General features: G+C 42.1%; 16 protein-coding genes. 5 read left to right on the plus strand and 11 right to left on the minus strand.

Annotated elements, in window-relative coordinates; translation table 11 throughout:
- Window positions 1–4: 4 nt before the first annotated feature.
- From tyrA to RM556_RS14590, 3 genes are all read right to left on the minus strand, one after another.
- Window positions 5–1,144 carry a bifunctional chorismate mutase/prephenate dehydrogenase gene (gene tyrA / locus RM556_RS14580; protein ID WP_311359812.1) on the minus strand — a complete coding sequence of 380 codons (1,140 nt, stop codon included), beginning with the start codon at window positions 1,142–1,144 and terminating at the stop codon, window positions 5–7.
- A 10-nt stretch (window positions 1,145–1,154) separates the two neighbouring features.
- Window positions 1,155–2,243: a 3-deoxy-7-phosphoheptulonate synthase gene (locus RM556_RS14585; protein WP_311359811.1), complete on the minus strand. Its 1,089-nt coding sequence runs from the start codon at window positions 2,241–2,243 to the stop codon at window positions 1,155–1,157.
- 298 nt (window positions 2,244–2,541) lie between these two features.
- A complete protein-coding gene (locus RM556_RS14590) occupies window positions 2,542–4,080 on the minus strand; it encodes an AbgT family transporter (RefSeq protein WP_311359810.1) in 1,539 nt (512 codons plus the stop codon).
- A gap of 534 nt (window positions 4,081–4,614) precedes the next feature.
- Between RM556_RS14590 and RM556_RS14595 the strand changes: the two genes are divergently transcribed.
- A complete protein-coding gene (locus RM556_RS14595; RefSeq protein ID WP_311359809.1) occupies window positions 4,615–5,070 on the plus strand; it encodes a hypothetical protein in 456 nt (151 codons plus the stop codon).
- Here the strand turns inward: RM556_RS14595 and RM556_RS14600 are convergent.
- Window positions 5,067–5,453 carry a YkgJ family cysteine cluster protein gene (locus RM556_RS14600; RefSeq protein WP_311359808.1) on the minus strand — a complete coding sequence of 129 codons (387 nt, stop codon included), beginning with the start codon at window positions 5,451–5,453 and terminating at the stop codon, window positions 5,067–5,069. The two genes, RM556_RS14595 and RM556_RS14600, sit on opposite strands and share 4 nt — an antisense overlap.
- A 59-nt stretch (window positions 5,454–5,512) precedes the next feature.
- Here RM556_RS14600 and RM556_RS14605 point away from each other — a divergent pair, with 59 nt between their 5' ends.
- A complete protein-coding gene (locus tag RM556_RS14605) occupies window positions 5,513–5,764 on the plus strand; it encodes a hypothetical protein (RefSeq protein WP_311374952.1) in 252 nt (83 codons plus the stop codon).
- A 107-nt stretch (window positions 5,765–5,871) separates the two neighbouring features.
- Here RM556_RS14605 and rplS read toward each other — a convergent pair whose 3' ends face one another.
- The 5 genes from rplS to ffh form a co-directional block, all read right to left on the minus strand.
- Window positions 5,872–6,231 carry a 50S ribosomal protein L19 gene (gene rplS, locus RM556_RS14610; protein WP_311359806.1) on the minus strand — a complete coding sequence of 120 codons (360 nt, stop codon included), beginning with the start codon at window positions 6,229–6,231 and terminating at the stop codon, window positions 5,872–5,874.
- An 18-nt stretch (window positions 6,232–6,249) separates the two neighbouring features.
- A complete protein-coding gene (gene trmD, locus RM556_RS14615) occupies window positions 6,250–7,017 on the minus strand; it encodes a tRNA (guanosine(37)-N1)-methyltransferase TrmD (protein ID WP_311359805.1) in 768 nt (255 codons plus the stop codon).
- Entirely contained in the window at window positions 7,017–7,547 is a 531-nt protein-coding gene (gene rimM / locus RM556_RS14620; protein ID WP_311359804.1) for a ribosome maturation factor RimM, read from the minus strand. The genes trmD and rimM overlap by 1 nt, the downstream gene beginning before the upstream one ends.
- Window positions 7,548–7,579: 32 nt before the next feature.
- A complete protein-coding gene (rpsP, locus tag RM556_RS14625) occupies window positions 7,580–7,828 on the minus strand; it encodes a 30S ribosomal protein S16 (protein ID WP_311359803.1) in 249 nt (82 codons plus the stop codon).
- 326 nt (window positions 7,829–8,154) lie between these two features.
- Entirely contained in the window at window positions 8,155–9,549 is a 1,395-nt protein-coding gene (gene ffh, locus RM556_RS14630; RefSeq protein WP_311374953.1) for a signal recognition particle protein, read from the minus strand.
- Window positions 9,550–9,658: 109 nt separating this feature from the next.
- On the opposite strand from ffh, the gene RM556_RS14635 reads away from it, so the two are divergent.
- Window positions 9,659–10,456, plus strand: a complete 798-nt coding sequence (locus tag RM556_RS14635; protein ID WP_311359801.1) for a cytochrome c biogenesis protein CcsA — start codon at window positions 9,659–9,661, stop codon at window positions 10,454–10,456.
- Window positions 10,457–10,509: 53 nt separating this feature from the next.
- Entirely contained in the window at window positions 10,510–11,808 is a 1,299-nt protein-coding gene (locus tag RM556_RS14640; protein ID WP_311359800.1) for an HlyC/CorC family transporter, read from the plus strand.
- 12 nt (window positions 11,809–11,820) lie between these two features.
- Here the strand turns inward: RM556_RS14640 and RM556_RS14645 are convergent, their stop codons facing one another.
- Together RM556_RS14645 and sixA are read right to left on the minus strand one after the other, a co-directional pair.
- Window positions 11,821–12,027 carry a hypothetical protein gene (locus RM556_RS14645; RefSeq protein ID WP_311359799.1) on the minus strand — a complete coding sequence of 69 codons (207 nt, stop codon included), beginning with the start codon at window positions 12,025–12,027 and terminating at the stop codon, window positions 11,821–11,823.
- 74 nt (window positions 12,028–12,101) lie between these two features.
- Complete coding sequence (sixA, locus tag RM556_RS14650) at window positions 12,102–12,590, minus strand: phosphohistidine phosphatase SixA (protein WP_311360703.1); 489 nt, start codon at window positions 12,588–12,590, stop codon at window positions 12,102–12,104.
- Window positions 12,591–12,756: 166 nt separating this feature from the next.
- Between sixA and RM556_RS14655 the strand changes: the two genes are divergently transcribed.
- The gene (locus tag RM556_RS14655) at window positions 12,757–15,501 is read left to right on the plus strand and encodes an insulinase family protein (RefSeq protein WP_311374954.1); all 2,745 of its coding nucleotides are present in this window, start codon (window positions 12,757–12,759) and stop codon (window positions 15,499–15,501) included.
- Window positions 15,502–15,757: the final 256 nt, after the last annotated feature.

Here is a 15,757-nt window from a genome sequence, read left to right on the forward strand (position 1 = left end):
TTAATCAGGTTTTCCTTAATAATTGGCTATCATCTGCTGATAAAAGTAGTTGCTTGCTATCCATAAGACACTGTTTGGCATAGTCACCAAACCACTCTTTTGTTTCGTTAAACTGTTGAATAAATGCTTGTTTATCATGTGTTTCAACGAGTTTAAGTGCTTCACCAAATCTCGTATGGAAACGCTTTAATAAAGCCAAGCCTTCTTCTTTGTTGAATATAATATCGGCATATAAAACAGGTTCTTGAGCAAAAAGCCTTCCCACCATAGCAAGTTCTAAGCGGTATATTGGAGAACTGAACATCAGGAGTTCTTGTAAGTTTGGATCTTCTTCTTTTAAATGTTGCCCGTACACAAAGGTACTGAAATGACGCATGACTTGTATGAATGCCATTGCGCTATCATGCGATTGGCTAGATGAACGATGAAGCACCGCTCCCCAAGTTCGCATTTGCTCTAACAACCACTCGTAATTATCAGACATGCGACCGTCACACACCACTACAACTTGTTTAATCATACCAGGTGTATCAGGGCCAAACATCGGGTGTAAGCCAACCACAGGACCCGCATGCGCATTGAGCATAGCTTGCAATGGCTCATCTTTAACACTGGTAATATCGGCTAAAATACACTGTTTTGGCAGTGCATTGAGCTTTTCAATAACACCAATAGTCAATTTGATAGGCACAGCCACAAGAACCAAATCGGCATTTTTGAAAATGGCGTCAGCACGCTGCCAATCATCCTTTTCCATTACCTCTACAACGTAATCACTCTGCCTGAATAAATCGACAAACACTTTACCCAACGCGCCTGCACCACCAATAACAACCACTTTTTGGATATCAGGGTTAATGCACAAGTAATTAGCATGCTGCGAGCGATAAGACTCACGGATAACGCGACGTAAAACATCTTCAACAAGGTCGGCTGATACAGATTTCTGCTCAGCCTCTTGACGTCGAGCCGCAATCATTTCTGCCTCTCGACTAGGCACATAAATGGGCATACCAGTCTGACTTTTCAGCTCGCCCACTTGACTTGTGAGTGCATTTCGACGCTTCAATAGCTCGATCAGCTCACTATCAATTTCGTCGATACTGTTTCGCAGTTGACCTAGCTTTTTATCTGATTCTGACATGCCTACTTCGTTATGCTGTTAAGCGCTTTGATTGACGCATTGGTAAAACAGTGATGAGTCTATCACGAGTTTGAAGAATCAGATCATGAGTTTGCTCCCAATCGATGCATCCGTCTGTAATCGAAACACCGTACTCCAAATCAGCAAGTTGCTTGTTTGTTGAACTTTGGTTTCCAGCTTTTAGATGACTTTCGAGCATGATCCCAATAATCGATTGGTTACCTTCAAGGATTTGATTCACCACGTTTTGAGCCACTAAAGGTTGGCGTCGAAAGTCTTTAGCGCTGTTCGCATGACTACAGTCGACCACTAGACTTGAGTTGATGCCAGCGCTGTTGAGTTCAGTTTCACAATCCGCCACACACACAGAGTCATAATTGGGCTGTTTACCGCCACGCAGAATGATGTGGCCGTCAGGGTTTCCTTGGGTCTTGATGATGCTGACTTGCCCTTCTTTGTTGATACCCATAAAACGATGACCTGATGCAGCTGATTGTAAGGCATTGATAGCAATACCCAAGGAACCATCTGTGCCGTTCTTGAAGCCAACCGGCATAGACAAGCCGCTGGCCATTTCACGGTGAGTTTGAGACTCCGACGTTCTGGCACCAATCGCTGCCCAGCTGAACAGTTCAGCCAAATACTGTGGGCTAATTGGGTCAAGCGCCTCTGTGGCTACTGGAAGGCCTAAATCTGCCAACCAAATAAGTAATTCACGCGCTTTTCGCAGGCCGGCTTCAATATCAAAAGTATCATCCAAGTGTGGGTCATTGATCAGGCCTTTCCAACCTGTAGTCGTTCTCGGCTTTTCGAAATACACTCGCATCACGATATACAAGGTATCTTTACTTGATTCGTGCAACTCTTTTAGTTTGAGCGCATATTCTTTCGCAGCTTCAACATCATGAATAGAACATGGACCACACACCACTAACAGGCGATGGTCGCTACCATGAATGATATCGGAAATTACTTTTCGAGAGGCAATTACACCCTCTAATGCCTCTTGGCTAACAGGCAATTCAGCCGATAGTTCATCGGGAGTAACGAGCACTTCTTCTGAAGAAATATGAATATTGTTAACAGTATCTTTTTGCATTATTTGCTCTTTTATAAAGAAAACTACTTAAAGCTTTGAATTGAAAAAATCATACATTTTCTGGTGAGACGAAAAGAACGTGTGAGGGCACGAAAACAAAGGGTTTATTGCTACCGAATCAAAACGTAAATTTATGTTTACACTCAAAAATATCTAAAGTAAATGGTTGATTGACTTTTTAACAAACTATTAAATTTGATTCAAGTTAAACCTACCGAAAATCCCGAAAAACTTGGGCTATAACGAAAAAAGCGGCCATCATGACCGCTTTTTTCATTTAACGTGCCTATTTGTCGGCTTATCCTGCTGGATATACATAACTCGCTTGTATACCGAGAGGAATACCAATGGCCCAATAAGCAAGTAAGAACAGAGTCCATGCTATCAGAATGGTAACACTAAACGGCAGCATGAGTGACAGCAACGTTCCTATCCCAGTAGACTTCACATAACGCTGACAGTAGACCACGACCAGGGGGAAATAAGGCATCAAGGGTGTGATGATATTCGAAGAACTATCACCTAAGCGATATGCCGCCTGAGTCAAATCAGGTGAAATACCTAATTGCATTAACATCGGTACAAATATTGGCCCTAATAAGGCCCATTTAGCAGATGATGACCCCACGAATAGGTTAACAAACGCGGTCAACATGATTATACCCACGATAGTTACCATGGCTGGCAGCGATAGGTTCTTTAGGAACTCTGCCCCATTTATCGCCATTAATGCGCCAAGATTGGACTTGCCGAAGGCATCAATGAATAAAGCACAGAAAAAAGCCATTACAATATAGTAGCTCATACCCTGCATTGCCTTGGTCATGCTATCGATCATATCTTTGGTGCTACTGTACGTACCTGACATGTACCCATAGATGACACCTGGCAGTAAAAACAGTAAGAAAATCAACGGTACGATAGACTGCATGATAGGTGCGCCATACTGCGTTAGCTCTCCGTTTGCATCACGCATGGGTGATGTTTCAGGAATTAACACCGCTATTAAAATGCCAATCCCGGCTAACATCGCTAAAGAAGCGACACGCAATGCTTTTACTTGTTTCTTGCTTAAGTCTTCAAACTTTGGAATGTCTTTTGGATCACCATCCACTTCAACATCTTTAAGCCTTGGCTCAATCACTTTGTCTGTTAAGTACCAAGCGATACCCACAATTAACAATGTTGATGCCGAGTTAAAGAACCAGTTGTTTAATGGATTTACCTGTATATCGGGGTCTATGAGCTGTGCTGCGCTTTGTGTAAAAGACTGCAACAATGGGTCTATTGCCGATGGGATGAAGTTGGCGCAAAAACCACCACTTACGCCTGCGAAAGCCGCTGCAATACCTGCCAAAGGATGCCTTCCCATTGCATAGAAGATAACTCCAGCTAAAGGAATAACTAGGACGTAACCGGCATCAGTTGCCGTATGACTTATAATTGCCACCAACACCACCATCGGGGTCAGCAGAGAACGTGGTGTCCAATCTAGCATCCGTTTGAGGCCTGCACTTATAAAGCCCGAATGTTCAGCAACTCCCACACCTAACATAGCAACGAGCACAACACCCAAAGGTGCGAATCCAGTAAAGATACCCACCATTCTGCTGAGGAAATCGGCCATTGCTGCACCAGTGAGCAAATTTTTCACTTCAATCGCTTCACCGGTTCGAGGATCCAAAGCCTCAAAGGTCATTTGGGAAAATATGGCAGAACATACCCAAATAATGATTAAACAGATGAAAAAGATGATGGCGGGATCAGGTAATTTGTTACCAACGCGCTCAACTTTATCAAGCGCTCTGGTTACCCAGGTTGACGATGCCTCTTGCATAGGTATCTCCGTTTTTATTATTTTAGTTTTTATTTTTTGCAGGAAGCGTTTAACCGCCCTACTAACCTGTTGTAATTTATTGCGATATTAGTTTAGTGCTGTTTGATCAAAAAAACCATATTAAAGTGGGCAAATCATGGTCACATTTAATCATATTCCGCAAAGCAATGTGAACACTCCAAGATAGGCCAATTTAAGCACTCAGATCATTTCAATCCTAGTGTATATCATGTGCATTCTGCACAGGTATAAAAATAGAGTAAGTTACTTGCAGTTCTCGCAGCTACTAGATGGCCGCGACATTGTTCAAACTCAAAGAACATTCACTCTTATTACCTTGTTAACACACGCTCAGTTGATAGAGAGTGTGAATAATAACTGTACAAAGAATATCGCGAGTTTTTTCCGCTATACCACTCCTATAGCTGATCCTAGGTATTGATCTTAAAATTTATTGCAAAAAGTGTTTGACTAAATATCACACAACAATATACTGTACATATAAACACGTATAATCATATTGAGGTGATACAAATGAATACATCATCATTTATTGACACTATTACTACTGCTAACATGACGCCATATTTTATTAGTACAACCCATAAAAGCACTGGCCTGAAAAGCATTGACCAGCTAATTTCACGCCATACGATCAGCTTAGCAACGCAGGAAGGTCTATTGGCGGAAAACCCGTTCCAGAAATCATTGGTACTGTATGGCCAAGACCAACGTTTGGACTATATGAAACTGCCGCCCTGCATGTATATGATTATTGCAGCAGCATCGACTGACGAAAAATTTACGATACACCGCTTCTATTTGCCTTACAAAAACGGTATTCGATTCGCCACATACTTATTAAATGCTGAGGGGGAAGTGATTGAAAGTGTTTGTTACCAACGTAATGCGAAGTACTTGGCTGCGTTCAAAGTCATTCGAGCCGAAATTAATATGGCAGCAAACATGCAAGAGGAAATAGCAGCTTAGCGGTCGTCTTGCATCAATATATCTAGCTTCGTTTGAGCGCGCTTGGGGTTATTAAGATCACTTATCTCTATCATCTCACACTCATCACGGATCATTTCGCTCACTAAGCTTGGATAATGACGGCAATCTTCAGGACGATTTAGGTAAATACCACAAGTATACTTTATAGCTGAATTGGCAGAAGCTGGTTTTTCCACCTCAAGAAACGGGCATTGCTCCATTGGCTCCCCCGTATTAGGATCAAACCAAACTTTACCCTCTTTTACATACGCAAAAATTTCAGGTTCAAATAACTCCCAAAGCGTAATTTCCTCTTTGCTTACCGACAAGTCAGCGCCACCATACTTGATACAGCATTTGCCGCACTGATTACACGCTTTCATAAGAACCTAAACATTGTTTTTTTGCATGCTAACACATTAAGTGCCATTGCTCCCTTATTGTGATTACCACCCTTGTCGTCATTAACGGCCTTGTCGTCATTACCGGCCTTGTTGTCATTACCGGCCTTGTTGTCATTACCGGCCTTGTTGTCATTACCGGCCTTGTTGTCATTACCGGCCTTGTTGTCATTACCGCCCTTGTTGTCATTACCGGCCTTGTTGTCATTACCGTGAAGGCGGTAACCCAGAAGCCCCCCGCCTTCGCGAGGGTGACGGTTGTTTGCGAGGGTGACGGTTGTTTGCGAGGGTGACGGTTGTTTGCGAGGGTGACGGTTGTTTTCAAAAACGGATTATTCTAAAAACAAAAAGCCCGCAATTAAGCGGGCTTTTGAATGTTAACGATAACGACAAATTAAAATTAGTTAAGTTTTTCTTTAATACGTGCAGATTTACCTGAACGCTCACGTAAGTAGTACAACTTAGCGCGACGAACAGCACCGCGACGTTTCACTTCAATAGAAGAGATTGCTGGGCTGTGAGTTTGGAACACACGCTCTACACCTTCACCACTTGAAATCTTACGTACAGTGAAAGCAGAGTGTAGACCACGGTTACGCTTAGCGATTACTACGCCTTCGTATGCCTGAAGACGCTCTTTCTCGCCTTCTTTTACTCTTACTTTAACAACTACAGTGTCACCCGGGCCAAATGCCGGAACATCAGTCTTGAGCTGTGCTTGCTCAATTTTTTTGATGATATCTTGACTTACTTTACTCATCAGATCCTCTCATCCTAGTTAACTGTCATCTTGCTGCAACTTCTGTTCAGCTTCTAGCTGTGTCAGAATTTTGTGTTGCTCCTCAGTCAGAGCTAGGTTATTTAATAAATCAGGGCGTCGACTCAAAGTTCTTCGTAAAGACTCGGTCAATCGCCACTGCCTAATTTTCTCGTGATTGCCACTTAACAAAACACTTGGAACCACCTCACCATCTAGCACTTCGGGCCGTGTGTAATGTGGGCAGTCTAATAAACCATTAGTAAAAGAATCTTCCACTGCTGATTGATTATGCCCCAACACATCTGGCAACAACCTCGATACAGAATCCATCAATACCATTGCTGGTAGCTCGCCGCCACTTAAGACGTAATCCCCAATTGACCATTCTTGATCAACTAAAGAATTAATAACTCGCTCATCAATGCCTTCGTATCTCCCAGCAACCAAAATTAAATTCGGTATTTGGGTTAAAGATTGAACCTCAGTTTGGTTCAAGGCCTTTCCTTGTGGCGATAAATATACAACCACGCTATTTTCACCTAATGCTGCTTTAGCATCGGCTATTGCGTCTGTTAATGGCTGCACCATCATCAGCATTCCAGGTCCACCGCCATAAGGTCGGTCGTCAACAGTTCGATGTTTATCTGTGGTGTAATCGCGAGGATTAAACATTGCCACATCAATTATGCCGTTTTTCACTGCTCTGCCGAACACTCCTTGATTCAAGAAAGGTTCGAACATTTCAGGAAATAGCGTCACTACTCCGAAACGTTGCTTAGGTTTCATTAAAAACCTGGGTCCCAGTCCACCGTGATAGACTTAGCCTGCTTATCGACATTCAACACAACTTGGTCATGTAAAAATGGTAATAAGCGTTCTTTTTGACCAAATGCATCGTTGTTCTTTGCTTTTACAAGCATCACATCGTTTGCACCGGTTTCGAACATGTCTTTAACCGTTCCCAAATCGTAACCTTTATCAGTTACCACTTGCATACCGATTAAATCCTTCCAGTAAAAATCGTCGTCTAATTCAGGAAGAACCGAAGTCGGCACAGATATCTCAGCATTTTTTATTTGCTCAGCATCGTCCCGCGTTTCAATTCCAACCAACTTAGCTACCAAGTTTTTACCTTGCTGTCGCCACTGGTCAATTTTTATCTCTTGGTTGCTGCAACCGTTGCCATTTAACTGCCAAGGTGCATAACCGAATATATCTGCTGTGACTTGAGTAAAACTGTTTATTTTGACCCAACCTTTCACTCCGTAAGGAGCACCGATTTTGCCAACAATAATAGTGTCAGACGCTGAACTCATTTTTACCTCAAATCACTGATACAAAAGCGCTACTAAGCAGCAACTTTTGCATCTTTTACCAAGCGAGTAACACGGTCAGATACACTTGCACCTACGCTTACCCAATACTCAACACGCTCTAGGTCTAAACGTAAACGTTCAGCTTGACCTTGTGCAGTTGGATTGAAGAAACCCAAGTTTTCAATGAACTTACCGTTGCGTGCACGACGACTGTCTGCAACAACTACTTGATAAAATGGACGCTTTTTCGCGCCACCACGCTGTAAACGAATAGTAACCATATATGCCTCAAACTCGTTGTAGCGTTACCGTTAACATACCTAGATTCCCGCTACGCTGGAAAAAAGGTGCGCGAATTATACGCCTCACAGCTTAATTTGCAAGGGCTTTCGGTAACTAAAAAGGAAAGAAAGGGAGGAGAAAAATGGGGGCAGAGTTAATTTTTCCCCATCTTAGTTTGATCACCACCTTAGCAATGTAAACCTTCAAACGGCATGGATGCCGTTTGAGAGCGGGCAGGACGCCGTAAAGCGTGTTTACATTGCTAAGGTGGTGGTCAGGCTAAAAAGATGGGGAAGTGAGAAATTAACTCTGACCCCATTTTTGTTTAGCGTGGGCCGAAACCACCGCCCATGCCGCCTGGTCCGCCTGGTCCGCCTGGAGGCATCATGCCACCCATGCCGCGCATCATTTTCTTCATGCCGCCGCCAGACATTTTCTTCATCATTTTTTGCATTTGCGTGAATTGCTTCAGAAGCTTATTCACGTCTTGGATTTGTGTACCTGAACCAGCCGCTATACGACGTTTGCGCGACCCTTTTATTACATCGGGACGTTGTCTTTCACCTGGCGTCATCGAATTAATAATGGCTTCCATTTGGGTAAAGTGCTTGTCGTTGGCTTGATCTTTTATTTTCGCAGTCATGTTACTCATGCCCGGCATTTTATCCATCAACGACATCATGCCGCCCATGTTACGCATTTGCTCAAGCTGCTCTTTAAAATCTTGAAGATCGAAACCTTTCCCTTTCTTCACTTTTTGAGCAAGTTGCTGAGCTTTATTTTTATCTACTTTACGCTCAACTTCTTCAATAAGGCTGAGCACATCACCCATACCTAATATACGGCTAGCAATACGTTGTGGATGGAAAGGTTCTAAGGCGTCTAGCTTTTCGCCCATACCCAGAAACTTAATCGGTTTGCCAGTAATATGTTTAACAGATAGAGCTGCACCACCACGGGCATCACCGTCTGCTTTTGTTAAGATGACACCTGTCAAAGGTAGCGCTTCGTTGAAGGCTTTTGCAGTATTTGCGGCATCTTGGCCAGTCATAGCATCAACGACGAACAAAGTCTCAACTGGCTTCACAGCACTGTGTAGCTCTTTAATTTCATTCATCATTTCAGTGTCAACGGCGAGTCGACCCGCCGTATCGACGATAAGAACGTCGATAAACTGCAATTTAGCTTGAGCAATCGCTCCTTCTACTATATCAATAGGCTTTTGCAATGTTGATGAAGGGAAGAATTCAACATCGACTTCCTCAGCTAAGGTTTGTAGCTGCTTGATAGCAGCAGGTCGATAAACATCAGCACTCACTACCATGACTTTTTTCTTGTCACGCTCTTTTAAGAATTTAGATAGCTTACCGACACTGGTTGTTTTACCAGCACCCTGCAAACCGGCCATCATAATCACTGCCGGAGGAGTTGCCGCTAAGTTCAAACCTTCGTTCTCAGAACCCATGACCGCTTCAAGTTCGCCCTGCACTATCTTAATGAGCATCTGCCCTGGATTAAGACTTTTCGATACTTCAATACCGACGGCACGCTCTTTAACACGGTTAACGAAGTCTTTAACTACAGGTAAAGCAACATCAGCCTCAAGCAAGGCCATACGTACTTCACGCAGTGTTTCTTTAACGTTTTCTTCTGTAATACGGCCTTTACCACTAATGTTTTTTAGCGTTTGGCCTAATCTGTCTGATAAATTCTGAAACATATTAATAATTTGATTTCGCTATAATTACTCTAGAGTATACAATACTTATGTTGCGCATATCGACACTGATTTGATATAAACTGTGCTCAAGTTTAACTTAGGTAAACCAATGGATTTGTCTTTCGCTTTGTATATTCCGACCTTATGCCTTTATTTATGGGCAGGAGTAGCATTATCCAAGGCTTTTTTTGCGACCGAAAAGCAATCAAGTCAATGGCCTGTATATTGTCTAATTGCGGCTAGCATTGGCCACTTAGCACTCATAGTGGCAAGCAACTTGGACAATCAATCCGAACAGTTAAGTATTACTCAGGTTGCGGCTTTACTTGCTTGGCTTGTCACCATTACTATGCTTTTCGCGAATGCCTATATCAAAAACTTGGTTTTTTTACCGGTTGTCAGCTTTTTTTCAGCTTTGTTTATTACTTTGCAAATGTTTGCTCCCCACTCAACCGGGATCCACATAGACATGAGTGCAGGATTGATTAGCCACATTATATTAAGTCTTTTTGCATTTGGTTTGTTAAGCATCAGTTTTTTATATGCGCTGCAACTGGCGTATATCAATTACCAACTTAAGCACAAGCAAATTTCATTATCGAATAACTCGCTGCCGCCCTTAATGTCCGTTGAACATATTTTGAGTAAACTGATGGCGTTTGGCACCGTAGTCTTGGGCATTGCTCTTTTCTCTGGTTTCGTTTTTATTCCGAATATGTTTGCCGACGGCTATGCGCATAAGACAATCCTGTCCAGCAGCGCTTTTGTCATCTATATTGTGGCACTGACCTTGCAACATTTTTACGGATTAAAAGCACGAACATTGGTGACGTATAATTTCATCGGCGTCATTCTATTAACACTCGCCTATTTTGGCAGCCGATTCGTGAGAGAATTCGTCCTATAATGACGCAAAACTCACATTTCAAAATACTTTTTTATTACAGAGGGATCCATTAGTTGGACGTTTCCACAAGTACACTGTTTATTGCACTAGTCGTATTAATTTTGCTATCTGCCTACTTTTCGAGTTCGGAAACCGGCATGATGACGATCAACCGTTACAAACTAAAGCATTTAGCAAACGAAGGAGATGCAAGAGCGCTACGAGTCCAAAAACTACTCGCTAGGCCAGATCGTCTCATCGGTTTAATTCTTATCGGAAATAATCTAGTCAACATCGCTGCAGCTTTAGTTGCAGGAGAAATTGCGTCTCGTTATTTTGGTGAGTTTGGTGCATTTATTGCCACATCCTTGGGCCTAACATTCATCATGCTGGTGTTCGCAGAAGTCACGCCAAAAACAATTGCCGCCCTTTACCCTGAAAAGATAGCTTTTCCAAGCTCCTTTCTCTTATTGCCGTTGCTATTATTGTTAACTCCTTTTGTTATGTTAGTAAACGGGTTTACCAATGGTTTCTTAGCTGTCCTAAGAATTAATCCTGCAGGAGCCGACGGTGACTCATTGTCGCGAGAAGAGCTAAGAACTGTGGTGTATGAAGCCGGAACCATGATCCCAAAGAAACACCAAGACATGTTAGTGAGCATACTTGACCTAGAGAAAGTCACAGCGGAAGACATCATGGTGCCGCGCAGTGATATTTATGCCATCGATATTAACGACGATTGGAAGGATATTCAAAAACAACTCACGCACTCGCAACATACACGTGTACTGTTGTTTAGAGATAGCATCGATGATGCTGTTGGCTTTGTGCATGTTAGAGATGCACTGCGACTTCTATCGAAAGACCAGTTTACAAAAGCGACGATGTTACGAGCAGTAAAGGAGATTTACTTTACGCCTGATTCAACGCCTTTACATACTTTAATGTATAAGTTTCAGGCCGAGCGCGAACGAATTGGCCTTGTCGTAGACGAGTATGGTGACATACAAGGCTTGGTCACCCTTGAAGATATTTTGGAAGAGATTATTGGTGATTTCACGACTTCAATGGTGCCAGACTACAGTAAAGAAGCTATTCCTCAGCAAGACGGTAGCTTTTTAGTCGACGGCAGTGCGAACGTCCGAGAACTCAATAAAGAAATGGATTGGACCTTCCCGACCGAAGGCCCGAAAACCTTAAACGGCTTGATCCTAGAGTACTTGGAAGAAATACCAGAAAACAATATTAGTTTACGCTTGGCGGGCTATCCGATTGAAATCGTCGACATCAGCGGAAACATGATTAAAACAGTGAGAATATTGCCACACTTCTACGCGCAGCCTATGGAAATAGAGGTCATTAGCAAAACTTAGAGAGACGGCGCACTACTTTTTGGGTTTTAAGGGAATAACGTTACTCGACTTTTCGATACGTTTTTCCCTGGCTCGCTGTTTAAAAGCTTCTACTTTTTGATTCAGCGCTTCTAGCTTCTCCATGATATCTTTTAGTTCTTCATTATCCTCAATATCAGAGTCCCGAGCATGGTGCTCCAGCGTCTGGTATAGGGTTAAAGGAAGAGACTTTTTTGACATGGTGGTGATAGCGCTCGCGAATTCAATACTAAGTATAGCTTGTATCGGTAGGCGGCGAGAAATCTAGACTGTTATTACGTCAAACTTTGATAGAACTTCACTTGCTTACCACGACTGTTTTGAGCATCGTAATTAATCATCAAGACGTCAGCAGTATCAAAAATTCTTGCATTGAATCCATGGCTCAACAAGTCACTTAGTAAGCTAACTAATGGCATGTGACTAACAACAAGCATCGTTTGTAACTCAGGCTCAGAAAGAAGATAACCATCGATAAGATCTTGTACTGATGCTGGATTTTGCATAGGTGTTATTGCTGCTGTTTTGACGACCTTTGAAGCGGGCAAATATTCCAACACTGACGCAATTGTCTCCTGAGTGCGCACATACGGGCTCACTAAGACTAAATCTAAGTCAGGCGTTAGCGACATGTCATTTAACGCTGCCTTCATCCACTTAGCGGCGTGCTCCACTTGAGTTACTCCGAAACCTGTTAACTGACGAGAAGTATCGTCTTGCTTATAGGGCTCGGCCTCTCCGTGGCGCATCACAAATATAATCATCAATTTTTCTTCTTTTCGTGTGAAGTTTTTTCGCGGACTGACGCTAACATCTATTCAGGTCGATTAACAATACGTTTTTGGTATATTTTTCATGACGTAGGTCGATAATTCTTTACAACATATACGTTTGAATGTTTTATATTCGGTTAAGGATCAAGGAACTGCATTGTTATTATCAAGACTAGCCGAAAGAGAGTATTTTGCAAACACCCTGCAAAACAAACTTGAATTCGCTCTCATTAAGTGCCCGAAGGCGCCCAAAGCCTCCTTTTCAATCTCCATTGGAATGGGACACTTTAATGATCCTGATAATTGCCCCGGCCTCTCCCATTTACTAGAACATATGCTCTTCACTGGCAGCCATGCTTACACTGATGGTAACTACCTGCATGATTTGTTGCATAAGAATGGAGGGTTCATTAATGCCTGGACCTCTGCTGAAACGTGTAATTTTCATTTTGACTGCCCTCACACAATATTCCACGAGGCATTAGATGTGCTGCTAGATATGCTGAAGTACCCGAATATGTCCTTGAACGGCATTCAGCAGGAAGTTCTGGCTGTCGATGCCGAATTCCAACTTCGTCAACAGGACGATGTTCGACGTTTATACGACATTCATAAAGAAACAGCTAATAGCGAACATCCGTTTACTAAATTTAGCGTGGGAAACAAAGGCATATTTTCTCGTTACAGCGAAAACGAGCTCCAAACGATGTTGAAACAACATCATGAACAGTATTTTATTTCCAGCAATATTAAAGTTGCCATTGTCGCTGAGCAAAGTTGGTTAAATAGTGAAAATATGCAAGCTATCACAGACAAACTCAGTATCTTTGATGACAAGCTTGAAGCGCAGAGTATACCGCAACTTCCAGACTTATATTTAGACGAACATAAGCAAATTCAGATTGAAGTAAAGCCACACAAATTCACGCAAAATTTGATGCTTACTTATTGCTTACCTAACTTATCAACATTGAATCGCAGCAAACCGATACTTTTGCTTAGTCACCTTATAGAAGATAGTAACGAAAATGGCCTTCAATGGCGCTTGAAAAGGCTCGGGTATATAGTCGAAGTCATTGCCAGTGGTGGAATCAATGATAAGCGCCATCAAGATATTAATATTAATCTGCGCCTGACGGATAAAGGGGCAGATAATGTAGAAAATATACTTACCTTGGTGTGTAGTTGGTTCGAATTTTTGCAACAACAAGGAATTGAACACTGGCGTTTTGATGAAAAGGCCCAGCAACTAGCCCTTCAAGTAAAGCACGCACCTAGCCCCTCTGGTATCGATGAGGCTGTTCTGCTTGCAACCCGACTACACGAGTACACACTAGACCAAGCGCTAAGTGTCGATACCGTAATGGACCGTTATGATAGCGATACTTTCGATGCATTCTTAGCGCACTTCAAACCCGCTAATTTGCGAGTATTCTTCATCCATGAAAATGCTAAGACAGACAAAGTAAGTGCTCAATATGAAGCACCTTATAGCGTGAGAAATCTCGAAGCTTTTGCAGAAAGTAATGCCCAATATGATTGGTCACTTCCGCAACGCAACCCATATATGAGTGATGATTTTAACATAGTAAAAGCAGAACTTACGGCGAACCAGATTATCAATTTTGAATCTGATGATTTATTGATTAAGTTCACTCAAAACACAGCCTTTAATACGCCCAAAGGAGATTGTTATTTTAGTTTAGAAAGTCCAAACATGATTGGCTCAGCGAGAAATATTGCAATCAAACGCCTCTGGGTCGAATGTATCAGTGAACAATTGAATAACCAGTATAATAGTGCTGAACTCGCTGGCATTCACTTTCGTCTGTACGGACACCAAGGTGGTGTTAGCCTGCATACTAGCGGATTTTCTCACCGACAATTGGTGTTATGTGAAGAGATATTGCGCGCACTTACTCGGGTGAAAGTAACCCCATCGACCTTCCTCACGATGAAGGAAAAGCTACAAAAATCGCTGCAGAACACCTTGTTAAACAAGCCAGTCAACCAGCTATTTTCCGAGTTAAACTGCCTTTACCAGGAAAACACAATCGGTCAAAAATCAATTTTAGAAGAGTTGAACTCAGTATTCTTACCTGAAGTTCAAGCTCATGTAGAAAAATACTTTGTCGAAACTCATGTTGAGGGCCTGGTCGTTGGCAACTGGTCCCTCGAACAAGCAGAAAAATTATTCAAGCGTCTTAAAAATAATGCGATTCACTTTAACAAAGCCCACAAATCAGGTCGTAGAGTAGCTGATTTGCATAAACAAAATATTTGTCTGATGAAAGAAAACCATCATGGTGAACACGCCGTAGTGCACTACTTACAAGCTAAGGACAGTAGCGTAGAGAGCAAATGCTTGTTTGTCGCAATGGAAAAATTGTTATCACCCATTATCTTTGACGAATTAAGAAACAAGCAAAATCTTGGATATTTAGTTGGTTGCGGTTACATGCCTATCAATAAACGACCCGGTATTGCCAGTTATGTACAATCGCCCAATTATCAAAGTGATGTTCTATTAGAAGCTATAGAGAACGTTTTGGAAGATTTTTGTAAGGAGATCGACGACATTGAGCCTATTTTCGACAATTTTATCAACTCTTTGTCAAAGCAGTTTTCCTCAGAAGACACCAATACAACCCAATATGCTCAGCGCCTTTGGTTGGAATTCGAAATAATAGAAGAGCAAAGTGAAAATGCAAACTTCTACAAACAAATCAAGGAATTGTCTTTTGATGAATTTAAAGCGGGTATTCTTGCTTTGCTTTCCTCGACAAACATGAAACGTTCGGTATTTTTAACGACAGCAACTAAAGGTGCGCCTACCAGATTGTCTAACTGCACTTTTGCAAATAGTGTTATAGAACTCAAAAAGTCATGTAAATACGTCTAATCTTTGCGTTAAAGAAGGCTTTCTATTAGCCATTTAAGACTGATCAATTTTCACTCAGCGCAGCTGTGCAAAACTCGACCTATGCCTACTTTTCACCCACATGGCGCACGCATTGGTTAAGTTTTAAGCAAACAAGCCTCCAACACCAATAAACACTTGAGCTACAGCCAAAATTTAGGCATTCTTTGCAAGCGTTTAAAAAATAAAAATAATAAAAACAACTAGGCGGTAAAAATTTTGACTCGCGCCCTTTCCC

This window comes from Alteromonas sp. W364, assembly GCF_031846205.1.
GTDB classification, from domain to species: Bacteria; Pseudomonadota; Gammaproteobacteria; order Enterobacterales; family Alteromonadaceae; genus Glaciecola; species Glaciecola blandensis.